This is a genomic window from Prochlorococcus sp. MIT 0604, from assembly GCF_000757845.1.
Classification (GTDB): Bacteria; Cyanobacteriota; Cyanobacteriia; order PCC-6307; family Cyanobiaceae; genus Prochlorococcus_A.
The window spans coordinates 1,047,563-1,063,684 of the sequence record NZ_CP007753.1; the positions used below are offsets into that span (position 1 = coordinate 1,047,563).

The following is a 16,122-nucleotide window of genomic DNA, read 5'->3' on the forward strand; positions in this document are numbered from 1 at the left end:
TCTAAAAAAGTTTATCCAAATAATTAATTCTCTTTAAAGGTGCATTGCTAATAAAAACACCTGGAGATATATCTCTCGAATTATGTTTTTCAAATAATTCAAAATCTGGCAATCCCTTTAAAAACAAATAAATATATCCTCCAAGATTTTTATGAGGCTCATAATTTTTAAGTCGCCACTTTAATAATCTATGCAACGCTAATAAATAAAGATGGGATTGCAAGGGATAATGATGATTAATCATTTCATCTCTCATATTTTCATAGTTATAGTTTCTTGGTAAACAATCACTATCATCACTTCCAGAAATTAAATTACTTTTCCAATCAATTACCCACCATTTACTATTTTCTAATGTATTTCCTACAGGGAAAACACAATCAATACATCCTGAATGAAAGCCTTTATTCATGATTTGAAGATCATTTATTTTCTCTGCATATTCTTCACCAAATTCATATTCCTGATCTAAAAGAAAGCATTTAGATATATCCTGAGAATTTATATTTCTACCTTCATAAGATAGTGTTAAATCATATTTAACTTCTTTAAGTAAGTATTCATTTCGAATATCAACAAGTTTCTTGTTTTGTAATTGACTGCCTAAAGATATATTTATAACTCTTAAAATTGCATCTTTTACTTTAAAAGCCAAAGAAGTATCGATTTGATGAAGGTTCAATTCCTCAATAATTAAATCAATTAATTCTTGATTATTATCGTTTCTAAATTCAAATCTTTCTATTATTTTATGCAAGCACGTACCAGCAATATTGCCTTTTGGAAATTCACTTAAGGGATTAGGATAAGAAAAATAATTAGGATAATTCTTGGAATTCTTTAAATTAGAATCTTTGATAATTGATATATTATCTTCATAATCTTTATATTGATTAATGACTGCATTAATATTTTTCTCTTTACGTATCCAAGAAGAATAACTTGAATAAGAAATGAATTGATCAGAGTTAAATTCTTTAGAAACTTTTTTATTGAAGTTATCAATTTTCCAAAGATTATTATTCACTGTATTAATTTGAAACTTAGCGAAACTTTTTTTAATTTTCTCTTTTTCTATAATATTTTCAAAAGTAGATTTATAGATATTTATATTTTCCAAATTATTAAGTAAATCATTATTTAAGATATTATTCGTATCTTCCAAATCATTAAAAACTATAAGTTTATATTTGCTCCTTGTAAGTGCTACATAAATCAACCTCTCGCTCTCTTTAAATAAATCTTCTTCTTCTATTAATTTAAATTTTTCAACCTTCGCGTAATTATTAGAAATATTAATGTATATGTTTCTATCAATATTTGATTTCCAAATAGGTCCTTTAATTTTATTTGACTTATTAGAAATAATTGAGAGATATGGACATAGTACCATGTCAAACTCAAGACCCTTACTACTATGTATGGTAGAGAGATTTATTCCATTTTTAAGATTATAATCTTTCGTCAAAAAATCCTCGCCATTACAAATTCTTATAGAATGATCTAACTGATTTTTATACCAGTTAAAAACTTTATTTAGATTAAAATCATTATTGATTAATTCTATTTCAACAATTTCTGCAAGTTGAAATAAATTTGAATTTAAATCTGAATCTTGAATAATCGATGATGATTTGTAATTTATAAGAAGTTCATTAACTACATTTAAAAAACCTTTTTCTCTTAGTTCCTTGGACCAAGTGATGCATTTATTAATTAGAATTTCTAAATTTTTACTTATTCCATCATCAATTAATTCTTCTGATTTAATTTCTATAAACTTTGAAGCAGCAAGCAAAGTTATTTTTTTAAAAAACCTAGGATTTACTAAACAGTCAATTAATAAAAACAATAGAGAACTTGCTTCTGTATCAAAAATATTTTGCTTATTTTGAATTTTACATGGAAGGTTAAATTCATTTAATTTGTTTTTCAAATCTAAGCATTGCGAATTATTTAATGTAAGAATCGCAATTTTATTAATATCAATTCCTTTATTATTTAAAATAAAGTTAACGATGTAATGAGTTACAAGAACCTCTATATCAGTAACTTTTTTTGAAAATTCTACAATTTCAAATACATCCTTAAATTGAAATTCAGGATTAATTTTTTCATTAATTCTAGAAATTAATTTCCTATATTTTAGTTTTGATTGTTTAAGTCCATTCTTATAAAGCTCATTAAGCACATCCATTAACTTTTTTGAAGATCTATAGTTATCAGTAAGACTAAAAAGTTCGATTGCATTAGATCTTGCATCTAAGTAAGTTTCAATATCTCCACCTCTAAATTTATATATCGCTTGTTTTGGATCACCTACACAAAGTAAAAAATGATTTTTAGTATTGAAAAACTTTTTTATTAAATTCCACTGAGTTTTATCTGTATCTTGAAACTCATCAACTAAAACACATTTGAATCTTTTTTGTATTTTAGATAGAGTAATACTATAGTTAATTTCTGAATCTAAAAATTTATTTTCTACAGTCTTTATAAGATCATTAAAGTTAAAAATTGAATAACTTTTCTTTAATTCAATTAATTTTATATAAGCTAATTGGGTAAATATTCTTACAAATTCAGTATAGAACCCTTCTTTTATTTTATAAATTTTATCTTGTAATAAATTAAATTTAGTAAAATCTAATTTTAGATTATGTTTTTTAATTTCTTTAGATATATTTTCATTGTAAAAATATTTTAATAAAAGATCATCTTTAGAAATATCATAAAGAAAATTAATCACATTTTTCGAATTAAGAGTTTTGTTAATCTCTTCTATCCAACAAATTATTTGATTAAACTTATCATTTCTCGGATTTGCGGAATATATTTGACTTTTACGACCACTCTCCTTAATTAATTTTCCCAAATCAATAAGTTGTAAAAATAATTCCTTACCTTTCTTATTCCATTCAAGACAAAACTCATTCCAATTTAAATAAAAAAAATCATTAAAATAATTATTTAAATCATTAATATTATATTTATTATTTATTTGAAATTTACAAATATTTTCTTGATCTATATTTTTTAAAATTTCTACAAAAAATGACTTATTTATTCTACTTCCAAATCTAGAACTTATTTTTTTTTTATTGACTGCTGAAATAATCTCAGGATTAAGATTTAGAAAATCATCAATCCACAAATTATCAATCACATCTTTATACAAATTATCTATATTATTATCAATGTATGGATCTTGAGTTACTCCTATTTCAATACTATATTCATCAATAATATTATTGCAAAAAGCATGGAATGTAGTTACTTGTAATTTATAAATTTCATTAACAAAATTATCAATTTCGGATATAATTTTTTCCTTAGATTTTTCCTTCTCCTCAAATTTTAGATACCAATCCTTAAGGGTATTATCTATATTACTTTCATTATAATTCTGCAAATATAATTTTAAATCCTTAAATCTCAAAAGTATTTTATCTCGCAATTCAGAACACGTATTTTTTGTAAAACTTAATAAGAGTATCTCATCTGCTTTAATTTTTTTCTCCAAAACATTTCTTAAAACCAGATGAGCCAAAGTGAAACTTTTACCAGTTCCTGCACTTGCTTCTACTAATTTAAATTTATTATCTAATTTAATTTGATTAATATCCATATCTTTATTGAATTAATATTTGACCTCATTTTTATAAAGTAAGTAATTCTTGAATTTATTATTTAAATATTGCTCTTCTAAAGAAATCTTAAATTTAATTATTAAGCCAAAACTTGTTAATAGAAATAAATAATAAATAGATAACTTTGTTATAAAAAAGCCAAAGGAAATAAATATTAAAGAATAGTACATCGGATGTCGCGTAAATCGATAAATACCTGTAGTAACAAGATTGCTATTGTTTATAGGTCTTGGGAAAGGGGATAAATTTCTTCCTAAGTCTTTAATTGCAACTAACAATATTATGAAAGCAATTATGATAATTAAAAAACCCAAAAAATAAGAAAAAGGAGTGACTTGAATTATTTGTTTTTCTGGAATAAATTCCCATTGAAAAAAATGGAGACTAATAATAAAGAACTGTAAAAAAACAAGGATTATTTCATAAGCAGCTTTTAAAAAAATTTTTAACTGAAATTTAGTCATCTTTTATTTCTTTAACGCTTTAATAAGAGGACTATATAATCTGAATGATAGTTTATCAAAACTATTATTTGCCAAAAAGAAGTCTGGTTCTTTTTTATTTCCAAAACATAATTTCATTTCGATATTATCTCTTTCTCCTTTAGAAAAAGTTTTATTGCCAATCCATCTATCGGTAAAAGCTTTTTTCTCATTTTTTGATTTTATTTTTGCTTCTACATATTTATAAGCACTCTCTGGAGGAAGAGGTAAACATTGTTCAGAATAATTTTTAAAAATATGTATGTATTCTTCCAAAATTAAATTTGACTCCATTGCTCCGGGTGATTGAATAATTTGTGATTTGTAATGATTTTCTGCTCTAAAAATTACTTTAATCTTGTTTATATTCTTCTTTAATGAAAAAATGAAGAGCGATTTTATCCAAGCCTCTGACAAACGACTTAAACTTAGTTTCGAATGAATTAATTCAATTACGATGTCATCAGCTATAAAATATTCTTCTTTATTTGCATTTGATTTAACATAAATTCTATTAATCTTATTATGTTGACTCAAACTTGTAGATAGACTCTCTAATAAATCTTTGATTTCTTTTTCTTTTATAAAGATACTATTATTAGGGATAATAATTCCATTTTCAACCAATTGATCATTGATATTCAAATTTTTTAAATCATTAATAATATTATGATTATCAATCTCTAACTCTTTGATTATTTTTGTAATTAGTTGCGTCTTATGCAGATTACTTACATACTCCTCATCTGGATGATGAATAAATATTTCCTTAGGAGAAATATTTTTTTTATTTAGCCAATATTTTTGTGGATTCTTGAACCAATATATCAGTTCTGATAATTTGTAATTTTTAATATCAGATTTTTTTTCATTCCAATCTATATCTTCTAGTAAACAATAATTACTTTGAATTGTTTTAGAACTATCAAGATCAATTATTTCTTTTTTATTTAAATCAGAATCTTTAATTATTATTCCTCTTTGACCAGGATTTAAAAAACTATCAAAAAAAGAAATTAACTCTTTTATAGGAAAAGAAACATCTAATTTTTTATTATTTTTGTCATTCTTTACCCAAGTAACTATAAATTTATCTCTGCATGCAAGTAACAACTCAAGAAATAAATATTTCTCTCTTTCAAAAACTGATGGATCGCCTAGGTGATATTTATTATTTAATAAATTAATATTTTCATTCTTTGATAATTTTGGATAATAAACACTATTCATGTCTATTAAGAAGATAACCTTATGTGGAATATGCCTTGAATTCTCAATATCACTTACAAGGATCTTATTGATACGTGATTTGCTTTGATATTTAGCTTCATTTATGCAAGAAATTAATATCTCTCTAAAAACATTTAACAAAATAAGATCATCAGGGATTAAATTTATTGCTTTATTATTAAGAGTTCTATTTATTTCACTTATTTCTAAATTAAAATTTTCACCAAATTCAGCAACACTTTTTAATATAAACTTTATCTTTTCAACCCAAGTTGAGTAAGAAAAAGATCCTCTTAGCAAATTAATATATTTTTTAAAATCAAGTAATAATTTAACCCATTTATTCAAATCCAAACTTATATTTTTCAAACTAGATGGTTTTAAATTAAAACTACTTAAGTTTACTTCTTTGTCATAAATTAAGCCTAAAGTTATTCTATTTATACACCAATCTAGAGTATTTTTTTCTTCCCCTAATCTTTCATTAGCATCTAATCCCCAATGAAAACCAACTTGCTTAAGTAAGAAAATAATTTCATCCTTCTCAGTAATATCAAAATCAAAAATGTTCTGAGTTACTTTTTTTGAAAGAATATAATCTATTTTTTCAAGTGTAATTTTCTCATTTGCTATTTCAGTGATTTCAATTAAAAATTTATAAATATCTGGATAATCATGATTTCCCTCATCAATAAAAAAATAAGGTATCTTTTCGCCATTAATTAACGCATTATTGAAGATATACCTAAGATAAGGTTTGATTTGATTAGTTTGTGGAGATAAAACAGCAATATCACCATATTTAATATTCTCGCATGAATTTATTATTTCTATAATCTTATTTCTTATATATTCTAATTGACTATTCTGATTAAAATGCTCACAAAGTAATATTGAATCATCCCTTTGATTTACTATAAAATCATTGCTATTATTATCAATCAGTTTTTTTTGTATTTGATTAAGAAGAGGAATATCTTTCTTATCATAAAAATTAGTTGTTGGATCAATATATATTAAATTATTTTTTAAATTTATACCTTCTTTATAAATATTTTCCTCAATTAATTTCTGAAAGTTTGCTCCAAATTTACCAAATATTTTCTCTATATTTTTATTGTTTAAATTCAATTTAGTATCAAAATTATCAAATTCCAACTCTCCTTCAAGACAATTTATTCGATTCCATAAATCATCACCTGCAGATATTAAATATAAATTTACCCTAGTAAATTTTGAAAGTTCTGAATAAAAGTTTATATGTAGTTTAGATAAGTTATTATCGGAAATAATATAAATTTGATTTGGTACTTTAATTTGAACGTTTTTAATTTTTTTTAAAATCTTTATTAGTTCAATCATGTATAAACATGAAGGCTTTTCAGATATCTTTTTCTCTAATAATTTATATAAAATTGGTTGCCAAAACTGATCTGAATTTAAATTCTTAAATAGATTAGGTGAATTAATTTCAGATCTATTCCATTCATCAATCATTTCAGGTCTAAATATTAAATAATCAATAAAATTATTCGTAATCTTCTTTGTCAGGTTATATAGATCTCCATCAATTGTCTTTTTATTATCCAAATATTTATTAATCCAATTTCTAAGCGGAAATGATTCTTTGAAGCTATTTAATTCTTCTAATGAATCAATAATGCCCCATTTAATTGACTCAAAATTCCATAAACCCATATCAATTCCTGGGAAAAAATTTGTCAATAATGATTCGGTGTAACTTGATATTGTCTTTAATTCGTAAAGAGCACTTATTTTATTTTTTATAGTTATTTGTTCACTTAACCACTTACCCAAAAAATAATTGGGAACAGCTATTTCTAAATTCTCAGTTATAAGAGGAGGAGATACTTTTAATTCTTCTGCCAAAAGCTCACTAATTACTTCAATTTTGTTTGACTTGTATAGATTGAGCAATTTACTGGTTGATTATATTACTCAACTTTAAATGGATCAGTTATTTCTGCATTAGGAAATTCGAATTCCCCAACAGCAACGAACTCTAAACGCAGCTTTAAGAAAGTTATAAATTTTTTATCCGTCGATAAAATAGCTGCTGGGGGTGATGGAATCTTTGCCTTTAAATCAGCAAATTGGGCAGTTTGCAAAAATGATGGATTTTTTAAAAGCCAAAAATCTATTTCTTTATTATTTTCTTTATAGTTCCTCATCCTCTCTTTCAAAATCTCCTCTATTGGTTCTTCAACTGTTAAAAACTTTTCACTTGCCGCGACGAAAAAATATGTTGTCATTTTGGAATTTAATTTGATGTAATAAGGGACTTCATTTCACGTACAGACTTTTCTAATCCTATAGCTAAAGCCCTTGCAACAATACTATGACCTATGTTTAACTCGTTCATATTGTTAATTGATGCAATTTTTTTTACATTATTGTAGTTAAGGCCATGACCAGCATTAACAACTAATCCAAGGTCATTTGCTAAATGTGTAGACTCTATAATCCTTTGGAGCTCTTTATACTCTTCAGATCCTGTTAGTTCAGCATATTTTCCAGTATGCAATTCTATTAAATTAAAACCTATTTCTTTGGAATAATTTATCTGGTCACCAATAGGATCAATAAATGCACTTACTTGTATATTTGAATCTTTTAAATCTCCAACAAAATTCTTAAGGTATTGCAAATTACTTTTTAAATCCAACCCTCCTTCAGTAGTTACTTCTTCTCTTTTCTCGGGTACAAGCGTTACATAATCGGGAAGAATTTTTTTAGCAATTTCTAACATTTCTTCTGTAGCAGCCATTTCTAAATTAAGTTTCGTTTTTATGGTCTCTTTCAGGAGGAATACGTCTCTATCTTGTATATGCCTTCTATCTTCTCTTAGATGAACTGTTATGGAATCAGCACCTCCTAATTCAGCTAAAAAAGCAAATTGTACAGGATCAGGCTCCACAGTTTTCCTTGCTTGCCTTACATTTGCAATATGATCAATGTTTACTCCTAAAGTAACCATAATTTTAATAATCCTACCTTCCAGACAATCTAGTAACCGCCCAATACTAGCTAATAAAAAAAGGCAAACACTTAAATTATTAATATATAGTAAATAGAACTTGAAGAAAAAATCCCTAGATAATTGGCATAAAATAAACCCTATTCTGGGATTTATTGCAATGTTCATTACCCAGGACGTTGTTTTAAGGTTTTTTTTTAGAAGAAAGAAAATATTAAATAATGGTTTTTCGATTCCCAAAAATTCCTCTATAATTTTGGCTCCAACCCACAGATCAAGATGGGATGGCTTAATACTCACCATGGCAATGGGTAGAAGGATAAAACAAAAAGATTGTAGATTTATGGTTACTAAATCCGAAATGAGAGGCATACAAGGTTGGTTTTTAAAAAGACTTGGATGTTTTTCGATAAATCAATTATCGCCATCTCTTTCAGCGTTAAGATATGCTATTGATCTTATAGAAAAAGGAGAACAACTAGTAGTTTTCCCAGAAGGAAGGATTAACAAATATGGGAAAAAATTAGTTCTCAGAGAAGGACTATATAGATTAGCTAGATTAGCTACAAAAAAAACAAAGTCTATAATCATTATTCCAATTGGAATTGCTTACAGCAAAGTACCTCCCAACTTTAGGGGCGAATTTTGTTTATCCTTTGGAAAACCAATCCCAATAAATGATTACTTAAAATTTACTATTAAAGACTTTAATATTTTTTTAAATGAGAAAATGACTCAAGAGGAAGAAAAAGCATTAAAAAATGTAGGTAGATGAATCTGCAATAGGTTACTATATTTTTTAATAATTGAACAAGAAAATGAAATTCTTAAAACTAATCCCAATTTTATTAATATTTTTTGGTAATGTTCCTTACAAAAATGAAGTTCATGCAGAAATAAAGAATCCAAAAGACTTCAGAGTTCTCTTATCTGAAGGTAAAAAGTTCTCCATTTCAACAGTAGGAAATTTCATAAAAAAGGGTGATAAGTTCTTAGAAAGTGGAGATTTTGATAAGGCTAAAGCCTCCTACCTTGATGCGAGGAAATTAGCCACAAATCTTGGTTCATACTATTCAGACCTAAATAAAGTATTCAAAGGAGTGGATGCAAGGATACCAAATGAAATGAGAAAGAAGGGTAAAGCCTCATTACAAATTTTGGCAGAATCTAATGAAAGACTAGTATCTGTTTACATTAAAACTGAACAGCCTGAGGTGGCTGTACCACTACTTATTGAAAATCTAAGAATATTGACTCCTAATAGCCCTGAAGGAAAAGAAGCTTATAAAAAATTAATTCAACTTGGATTTGTTGAGACAGAATACAAAGGTAAATAAAATTTAATCATGATTACTAAAGCAGAAGTCATTAATTTAATCAGTAAAAAATTACCAAATTCCCAAATTTTTGTTGAAAATCTTAAGGGAAATGATCATTTACAAGTAACTGTAATTGCATCTGAATTTAATGGATTATCATTAGTTAAACAACACCAGCTAGTCTATTCTGCTTTAAAGGAAGAATTAGCTTCAGAAGCCATCCATGCACTGGCATTAAAAACAGAAACACCCAACTAAATTATGGACAACCTAACAAAAGATAAAATACAAAAACTGATTGACTCTAATCCAGTAATGGTTTTCATGAAAGGGACTAAATTAATGCCTCAATGCGGTTTTTCTAACAATGTAGTACAAATACTAAATTCCCTAGGGGTGGAATTTAGTACGTTTGATGTTTTAAGTGATTTTGCTATTCGAGAAGGTATCAAAGAATATTCAGATTGGCCAACAATTCCACAAGTTTACTTAAAAGGAGAATTTCTTGGTGGATCAGACATTCTTATTGAAATGTACAATTCAGGATCTTTAAAAGAAAAAATAGAAATTGAATTAGCGTCTTAAGACAATTAGTAAGTATAAATACTGAATTGATTAATAAAAATTAATATTTTAAATCCTTTTTTTGTCAAAAAAACCTTTATTTCCATCTCCATCTGAATCAATAAAACTTGAAGGATCTAAAATCCATCTTTCAATTAATCTTTCTAATTTCTCTTGATCCTTTGCCTCTAAACCATTGCAATTTCTAAGGGCTTGGAGATAACCATCACTATATAATTTAAGATCAGATGGTGGATGAAAACGAGTAACTAAGTCTTGGCAAGTATCGCAAATTGATTGAAAATGACGAATTGCTTTGGGATTTTCAAATGATGTCATAATTAGATAGATTCTGATTTTTTTTTTGCATTTGTTATACCTTATTAAGGATGATAAAAAATTGCCTGGCCCAACAGTAATTAAGAATGCAATCAACTGAGCAAATCTTAGCTTCAACTCCTGGCAGTTCACAATTGCCTTCGAGCTCTCAAACCCCATCAAGAGTTCTTGTTGTTGAACCTCACCCCACACTTAGAACGGTCCTTGTTCAAAGGCTTCGCCAAGATGGCCATTTAGCTGCTGCAGTAGGTTCAGCAGTAGAAGCTGTTGACTTATGCAGAGATCAATCACCAGACCTTTTGGTTAGTGCAGAAATCCTCGAGCAAAACACAGCGATGAGACTAGCTCAACAATTAGGATGTTCTGTGATAGTTCTTACAGCAAGATCAGGTGTCGAAGCATTAGTCAATTTATTAGATGAAGGTGCAGATGATGTTCTTAGAAAACCTTTTGGACTCGAGGAGCTTGCAGCAAGATGCAGAACTCTCTTAAAAAGGGGAAGGATAGGCTTACAAGAAAAAGTTGAAGTTGGGCCTTTAGAGGTTCATCTTCTCTTAAGACAAGTAACTCTTAGCGAAAAGCCCGTAGAATTAAGCCCTAGAGAGTTTGCACTCCTTTGTGCTCTTCTGATGCCGCCTGGCATGGTCAGAAGCCGACAAGAGCTTCTAAGGATGGCTTGGCCGCCTTTTAGCGGAGGCCCGAGATCAGTAGATACTCAGGTGTTAACTTTACGCAGAAAATTAGAACAGGCAGGCTTGGGAGAAGGTGGTGGAATAACCACTGTTAGACAACAAGGTTATCGATTTAGTATTGATAATATTTAATATACAAAAGCAAAAAATTCACCAATAATCATCATTACTGATATTAAAGTCAATAACTTATATGTCCATAGTGGTGATAGGTAAGATATTTCATCAATAGAAATGCCAGTTTTTTTGGATATAATTAGTAAGAATTTTTCAAAGTTTTCCACTCGTTGTGGAACAAGAAAATTATCTCCTTGAAAAGTATTAAAGTAATAAACCTTACTACCCTGACTGGTTGGCAAAGATTTGATTGATTTAATATCATTCCAAGAAATCTCCCAATTTTTTTTCCCTAAGAATTTTGAAATAAAACTACTTTTGTATGAAATTTTTTTACTGCAAGTTTCAACATGATCACTTGTGATATTAATTATCAAATAAATTCCTAAGGCAAAAATTAATATAGAGGGTATTTTTAATTTTTCAATTGAGATAAATGGTAAAGGAATTGTAAGCGCTAGATAAAGAGAAACCAACGAACTTTTTACAAAAAAAAGAGTTTTAAACTTTTCTATCATTTCAGAAGACTTTATTTAGTCGGGCAATTTGAAACTATTTATGTTTAATTTTGCCCCTACTTTATGAGCGCAGGCATATCCACTAAAAGCAACTGCATTTAGACCTTGACCAGGGAAGCATGAATCTCCTACACAATAAAGGTTTTTAATTTTTGTGGTATTAAAAGGCATTGGCAAAAGTCCAAGCAACTTTTTACTAGGAATTGGTCCATAACTACCCTCATATCTACCAAGAAATTTTTTATGAGTTTTGGGAGTGCCAATTTCTTTGTGATCAATGTTTTGTTCAAGATTAGGGATAATAGTTGATATTTTTTCAACAAGAAATGAAAAGTATTTTTCTTTCTTTTGCAAATATTCTTTCCTTGACAAACCTTCCCATTCACTCATTGATGAAGGAGTAAAGGCATGTACGATGTGTTTACCTTCTGGAGCTAAAGACGAATCAAGCAAAGTAGGTATAGAAACAAAAATAACTCCTTTTTCACTTTCTAATTCATCCCAATTTTCAACAATTATATGATGACAATTAAAATTATTGGTTATTAGATTTTTTTCTACCCCAAGGTGAATCGAAACAAAAGAAGGTGAAGGGTTATAAGTTTCTGACCACTTATATTCACTTTTTGGCACGTTTTGACTCGAAATTAATCCTTTCTTGTTATTTTTCAATCCAAATGTGTCCCATCTAGTTGAGTTAGATACAATAATGTTTGAATAAATCTCTTCCCCATTTGAAAGCTTAACTCCAAACGCTTTATCATCCTTTAAAAGGATTTCAGTCACGTTGGCTTTGTATCTAATTTTACCTCCAAATTTTTGGATCCCAATAACTAACTTTTCTGCTATTGTTCCAACTCCCCCTTTTGGATAATTGATACCTCCTGCATGCCTATCAGTAAAAACCATTCCCGCATTAATCATAGGGGTTTTGAGAGCTGGCATTACAGACCAACAAAAACATTCAATATCAATAAATTTTAAAAGTTCAGGATCTTTTATAAATTTCCTAGCAACATCACCTGCATTTACTGGTAACCATCTAGCCAACCCTAAACAGGATAATGGAGATTTAAAGAATACTTTAAAAAGATAACTTGGATCCTCTATTGATAAAAGAGGCATTGAATCTAAACATTTAAATACACTCGCACAGGTATCGTAAAATTTCTTGATACCTTTTTTTTCCTTGGGGAAAATCGCTGATAATTTATTTATAAATTGCTCATAATTTTTATTTACAGCAATATTAAATTTTCTTGGTAAATGATATTCCAGTTGCACTGGATCAGGAATGGTTTCGCATTTTTCATTCACATCTCTTAGAGCACGAGTTAATAAATTGGTGTAACCTTTATCTCCAAATCCAAATATCATTGAAGCTCCAACATCAAAGGTATAACCCTTTCTCTTAAAAGAGCCCCCACTTCCTCCAGGAATAATATATTTCTCAAGAACTAATACTCGAGCTCCCTTAACAGCTAATTGTGATGCTGTTACTAAACCTCCTATTCCTGAGCCAATAATAATTGCATCAAAATTTTCCTTATTTAATTCCATTTTTGAATCTTTAATAACTAATCTTAGTAAATTTTGCTAAATAAATGTTTTTTTTCAAAACAAGTATCTAGTTTATTTTTAAAGCTATTCAAGGCTTCTGTAGATCTTTCTTGATAAGCTTTGTACCTTAATCTTTTATCTTTTATCCTTTTAGTTAGTTCAGGTACTAAACCAAATGAAGCAGGCATTGGTTGGAATTTATTCTTTTTCTGATTAGATAATATTTGATTTTTATTACTGATGAAATTTATTAGAGAACCAATCATTGATTCTGCAGGAAAACTTACTGTTTTTTTACCCTTAGCTAGTAAAGATGCATTTATTCCAGCAAGCAAACCCCCTGCTGCTGCTGCTGCATAACCTTCCGTCCCAGTTATTTGACCAGCTGCAAAAAGATTTTCTCTTTTCATAAATTGCAATGTCGGTAAGAGTAATTTTGGAGATTCTAAAAAAGTATTTCTGTGCATTACTCCAAAACGTACGAACTCAGCCTTTTCTAAACCAGGGATCATTCTAAATATTCTTTTTTGCTCTGACCATTTGAGGTTAGTTTGAAAACCTACCATATTTAGTAATTTCCCTTCCAAATCTTCTTTCCTTAATTGGACAATTGCATGAGGTCGCTTTTTCAATCTATTTTCCCTATCAAATAAATCTCCCCATTTTGGATTCCACAAACCGATAGATTTCAAGGGTCCGTATCTCATTGTATCAACTCCTCTTCTTGCAATTTCTTCAATTGGTAAGCAACCTTCAAAAAAATTAGCCGATTCTTTTTCAAAGTCTTTTAAAACCGCTTGTTCTCCTTTTATTAGTTCTTTCCTGAAATTAATATATTCATTTTCACCCATTGGGCAATTAAGGTATGCCGGATCACCCTTATCGTATCTACTAGCTTTAAAGACAATCTCTTTATCAATAGTATCTCCATAAATAATAGGACTAGCTGCATCAAAAAAATGACATGAATCGATACCTGTAAAAGCTTGTATTTTATAAAACAACTTATCTGCAGTTAATGGACCAGTTGCCAAGATCGTAATAGTTTCCTCGCTCGGGAGATCCAATTGCTCAAATCTCTTAATCTCAACTAAAGGATGATTAGACAAAGCTTCAGTCAAAGCCATACTAAATTTAGATCTATCAACAGCTAAAGCGCCTCCAGCTGGGACAGCAAATTTATCTGCTGTTTGAACTATTAATGATTTAAAAATCCTAAGTTCTTTTTGTAATAAACCAGCAGCCCTATCAGGACTTAAGGCACCAAAACTATTGCTGCAGACCAATTCTCCGAACTCACATGTATGATGAGCTGGAGTTGATTTGATAGGTCTCATTTCAACTAATTTGACTGGTATACCAGAATTAGCTACTTGCCAAGCTGCCTCAGATCCTGAAAGACCAGCTCCAATAACTATTACTTCTTTATCTATCAAATTGGATTAATCCTTACCCAAAAAGTCTCTATTAAATTGTTCTCTTGCTGGTTTTTGTATATTAAATACTACCCAAGCTAAAGCAGCGATAATTGGAGCAAAAACTACGATTGTTCTGAGCATTTTAGAAATTAGCATATTTATCAAATTATTTTAACTTTTAACATTAAAATTAGAGAGAAATTTTAATTTTTTATTTCATAAGTTAAGAATTGTTTTTCTATTGCTCAACTTGAGATAAAAAGTTGTTTTTTTTACCTTAAAAAGGGATAATTTCATATGTACTCAATTTTACAAAATGGGTCGCTAGCTCAGCGGTAGAGCATCCGGCTTTTAACCGGCTGGTCCTGAGTTCGAATCTCAGGCGACCCACATTTTCTTAAATTGAGTTCAACATTTATCTCCTTCATAAAATTTTATTCTAAAAAATATTTGAAAAAATCATCATTTTTCATAACGCTATTCATCAAAATTATGTCTTTCAAGATTGTTAAAGTTAAAATTTTATCGAACATAATCTAAGACTATATTTTAGACGTAAAACAATAATTGAAGACTTTGAATTGAAATTAATAGCCCATACTCTGCAAGATTGATCTGTCATTATTATTTAGTAAATCTCAAAGTCAATGATTCTTATAAACTTTCAAAGTTTTGAGAGAAAGCAGGAAATCGTTTTTAATATCAAAGCGTTGTTAAATGAGAAAGGAAATATTCAAACATCTTTAATCCAAAAATTATAAATAATGAAATCCCAAATAATATACATAAATTAAACATATCTTTCGCTAATATTTTTAATAAAAAACTTGTAAAAAAATTATCAAAAATTACTTTACAAACCTTCATATATCCTGTTACAATAGTTTACATAAATACATTATTTTATTATGACTCCTGAAGCAGAACGTTTTAATGGTTGGGCAGCAATGTTAGGTTTCGTTGCAGCCGTAGGTGCTTACGTAACTACTGGACAAATTATTCCTGGTTGGTTCTAGGACTTAATTTCAAACATTAAAATTTAGGGCTTTTTGAATTTTTTGTTCAAATTGCCCTTTTTTTTTGAGAATTGTTTTTAAAATTTAGATTTACCAAACTGATATATTTTATAGAGTTCAGATTATTGCAATCCTTTAGATGAATTTTTTTCAATATCGTCTAAACATGTAGAACATAATAAATGTCCTTTTTTAATCCAAAATGTTTTAGTCGATCTT

The 16,122-nt window shown here is 28.2% G+C and carries 16 protein-coding genes and 1 tRNA gene; 7 read left to right on the forward strand and 10 right to left on the reverse strand.

Going from position 1 to position 16,122, the window contains the following annotated elements; genetic code table 11:
- Position 1: 1 nt before the first annotated feature.
- The 5 genes from EW14_RS05865 to EW14_RS05885 form a co-directional block, all read right to left on the reverse strand.
- Positions 2-3,628, reverse strand: coding sequence for a UvrD-helicase domain-containing protein (locus tag EW14_RS05865; RefSeq protein ID WP_042850583.1), 3,627 nt, complete (start codon positions 3,626-3,628; stop codon positions 2-4).
- Between the two features lie 12 nt (positions 3,629-3,640).
- Positions 3,641-4,114 (reverse strand): isoprenylcysteine carboxylmethyltransferase family protein, encoded by a 474-nt coding sequence (locus EW14_RS05870; protein ID WP_042850584.1) that lies wholly within the window; start codon positions 4,112-4,114, stop codon positions 3,641-3,643.
- 3 nt (positions 4,115-4,117) lie between these two features.
- A complete protein-coding gene (locus tag EW14_RS05875) occupies positions 4,118-7,252 on the reverse strand; it encodes an exodeoxyribonuclease V subunit gamma (RefSeq protein ID WP_255347387.1) in 3,135 nt (1,044 codons plus the stop codon).
- A 65-nt stretch (positions 7,253-7,317) separates the two neighbouring features.
- On the reverse strand, positions 7,318-7,635 hold the full coding sequence (locus EW14_RS05880) for an MgPME-cyclase complex family protein (RefSeq protein ID WP_042850586.1): 318 nt from the start codon (positions 7,633-7,635) through the stop codon (positions 7,318-7,320).
- Positions 7,636-7,643: 8 nt separating this feature from the next.
- Positions 7,644-8,360, reverse strand: coding sequence for a pyridoxine 5'-phosphate synthase (locus tag EW14_RS05885; protein ID WP_042850587.1), 717 nt, complete (start codon positions 8,358-8,360; stop codon positions 7,644-7,646).
- A gap of 160 nt (positions 8,361-8,520) precedes the next feature.
- Between EW14_RS05885 and EW14_RS05890 the strand changes: the two genes are divergently transcribed.
- From EW14_RS05890 to grxD, 4 genes are read left to right on the forward strand one after another with little or no spacing between them, the layout of a single operon-like run.
- On the forward strand, positions 8,521-9,135 hold the full coding sequence (locus EW14_RS05890) for a 1-acyl-sn-glycerol-3-phosphate acyltransferase (protein WP_042851321.1): 615 nt from the start codon (positions 8,521-8,523) through the stop codon (positions 9,133-9,135).
- A 43-nt stretch (positions 9,136-9,178) separates the two neighbouring features.
- On the forward strand, positions 9,179-9,697 hold the full coding sequence (locus EW14_RS05895) for a hypothetical protein (RefSeq protein WP_042850589.1): 519 nt from the start codon (positions 9,179-9,181) through the stop codon (positions 9,695-9,697).
- 9 nt (positions 9,698-9,706) lie between these two features.
- Positions 9,707-9,937: a BolA family protein gene (locus tag EW14_RS05900; protein ID WP_042850590.1), complete on the forward strand. Its 231-nt coding sequence runs from the start codon at positions 9,707-9,709 to the stop codon at positions 9,935-9,937.
- A 3-nt stretch (positions 9,938-9,940) separates the two neighbouring features.
- Positions 9,941-10,264: a Grx4 family monothiol glutaredoxin gene (gene grxD / locus EW14_RS05905; protein WP_042850591.1), complete on the forward strand. Its 324-nt coding sequence runs from the start codon at positions 9,941-9,943 to the stop codon at positions 10,262-10,264.
- Between the two features lie 48 nt (positions 10,265-10,312).
- On the opposite strand, the gene EW14_RS05910 is transcribed toward grxD, so the two are convergent.
- Positions 10,313-10,582, reverse strand: coding sequence for a DUF6761 family protein (locus EW14_RS05910; RefSeq protein ID WP_042851322.1), 270 nt, complete (start codon positions 10,580-10,582; stop codon positions 10,313-10,315).
- 86 nt (positions 10,583-10,668) lie between these two features.
- On the opposite strand from EW14_RS05910, the gene EW14_RS05915 reads away from it, so the two are divergent.
- Positions 10,669-11,406 carry a response regulator transcription factor gene (locus tag EW14_RS05915; RefSeq protein ID WP_042850592.1) on the forward strand — a complete coding sequence of 246 codons (738 nt, stop codon included), beginning with the start codon at positions 10,669-10,671 and terminating at the stop codon, positions 11,404-11,406.
- Here EW14_RS05915 and EW14_RS05920 read toward each other — a convergent pair.
- Genes EW14_RS05920 through EW14_RS05935 form a run of 4 tightly spaced genes read right to left on the reverse strand, consistent with a single transcriptional unit; the run spans position 11,403 to position 15,028 of the window.
- Entirely contained in the window at positions 11,403-11,909 is a 507-nt protein-coding gene (locus EW14_RS05920) for a hypothetical protein (protein ID WP_042850593.1), read from the reverse strand. The genes EW14_RS05915 and EW14_RS05920 overlap by 4 nt on opposite strands.
- Before the next feature lie 15 nt (positions 11,910-11,924).
- A complete protein-coding gene (gene crtH, locus EW14_RS05925) occupies positions 11,925-13,469 on the reverse strand; it encodes a carotenoid isomerase (protein ID WP_042850594.1) in 1,545 nt (514 codons plus the stop codon).
- A 23-nt stretch (positions 13,470-13,492) separates the two neighbouring features.
- Complete coding sequence (gene trmFO / locus EW14_RS05930) at positions 13,493-14,905, reverse strand: methylenetetrahydrofolate--tRNA-(uracil(54)-C(5))-methyltransferase (FADH(2)-oxidizing) TrmFO (RefSeq protein ID WP_042850595.1); 1,413 nt, start codon at positions 14,903-14,905, stop codon at positions 13,493-13,495.
- 6 nt (positions 14,906-14,911) lie between these two features.
- The gene (locus EW14_RS05935; protein ID WP_002807463.1) at positions 14,912-15,028 is read right to left on the reverse strand and encodes a photosystem II protein Y; all 117 of its coding nucleotides are present in this window, start codon (positions 15,026-15,028) and stop codon (positions 14,912-14,914) included.
- A gap of 177 nt (positions 15,029-15,205) precedes the next feature.
- Here EW14_RS05935 and EW14_RS05940 point away from each other — a divergent pair.
- Positions 15,206-15,277, forward strand: a tRNA-Lys gene (locus EW14_RS05940).
- Positions 15,278-15,795: 518 nt separating this feature from the next.
- Positions 15,796-15,903: a high light inducible protein gene (locus EW14_RS05945; RefSeq protein ID WP_011132751.1), complete on the forward strand. Its 108-nt coding sequence runs from the start codon at positions 15,796-15,798 to the stop codon at positions 15,901-15,903.
- Positions 15,904-16,122 lie beyond the last annotated feature (219 nt).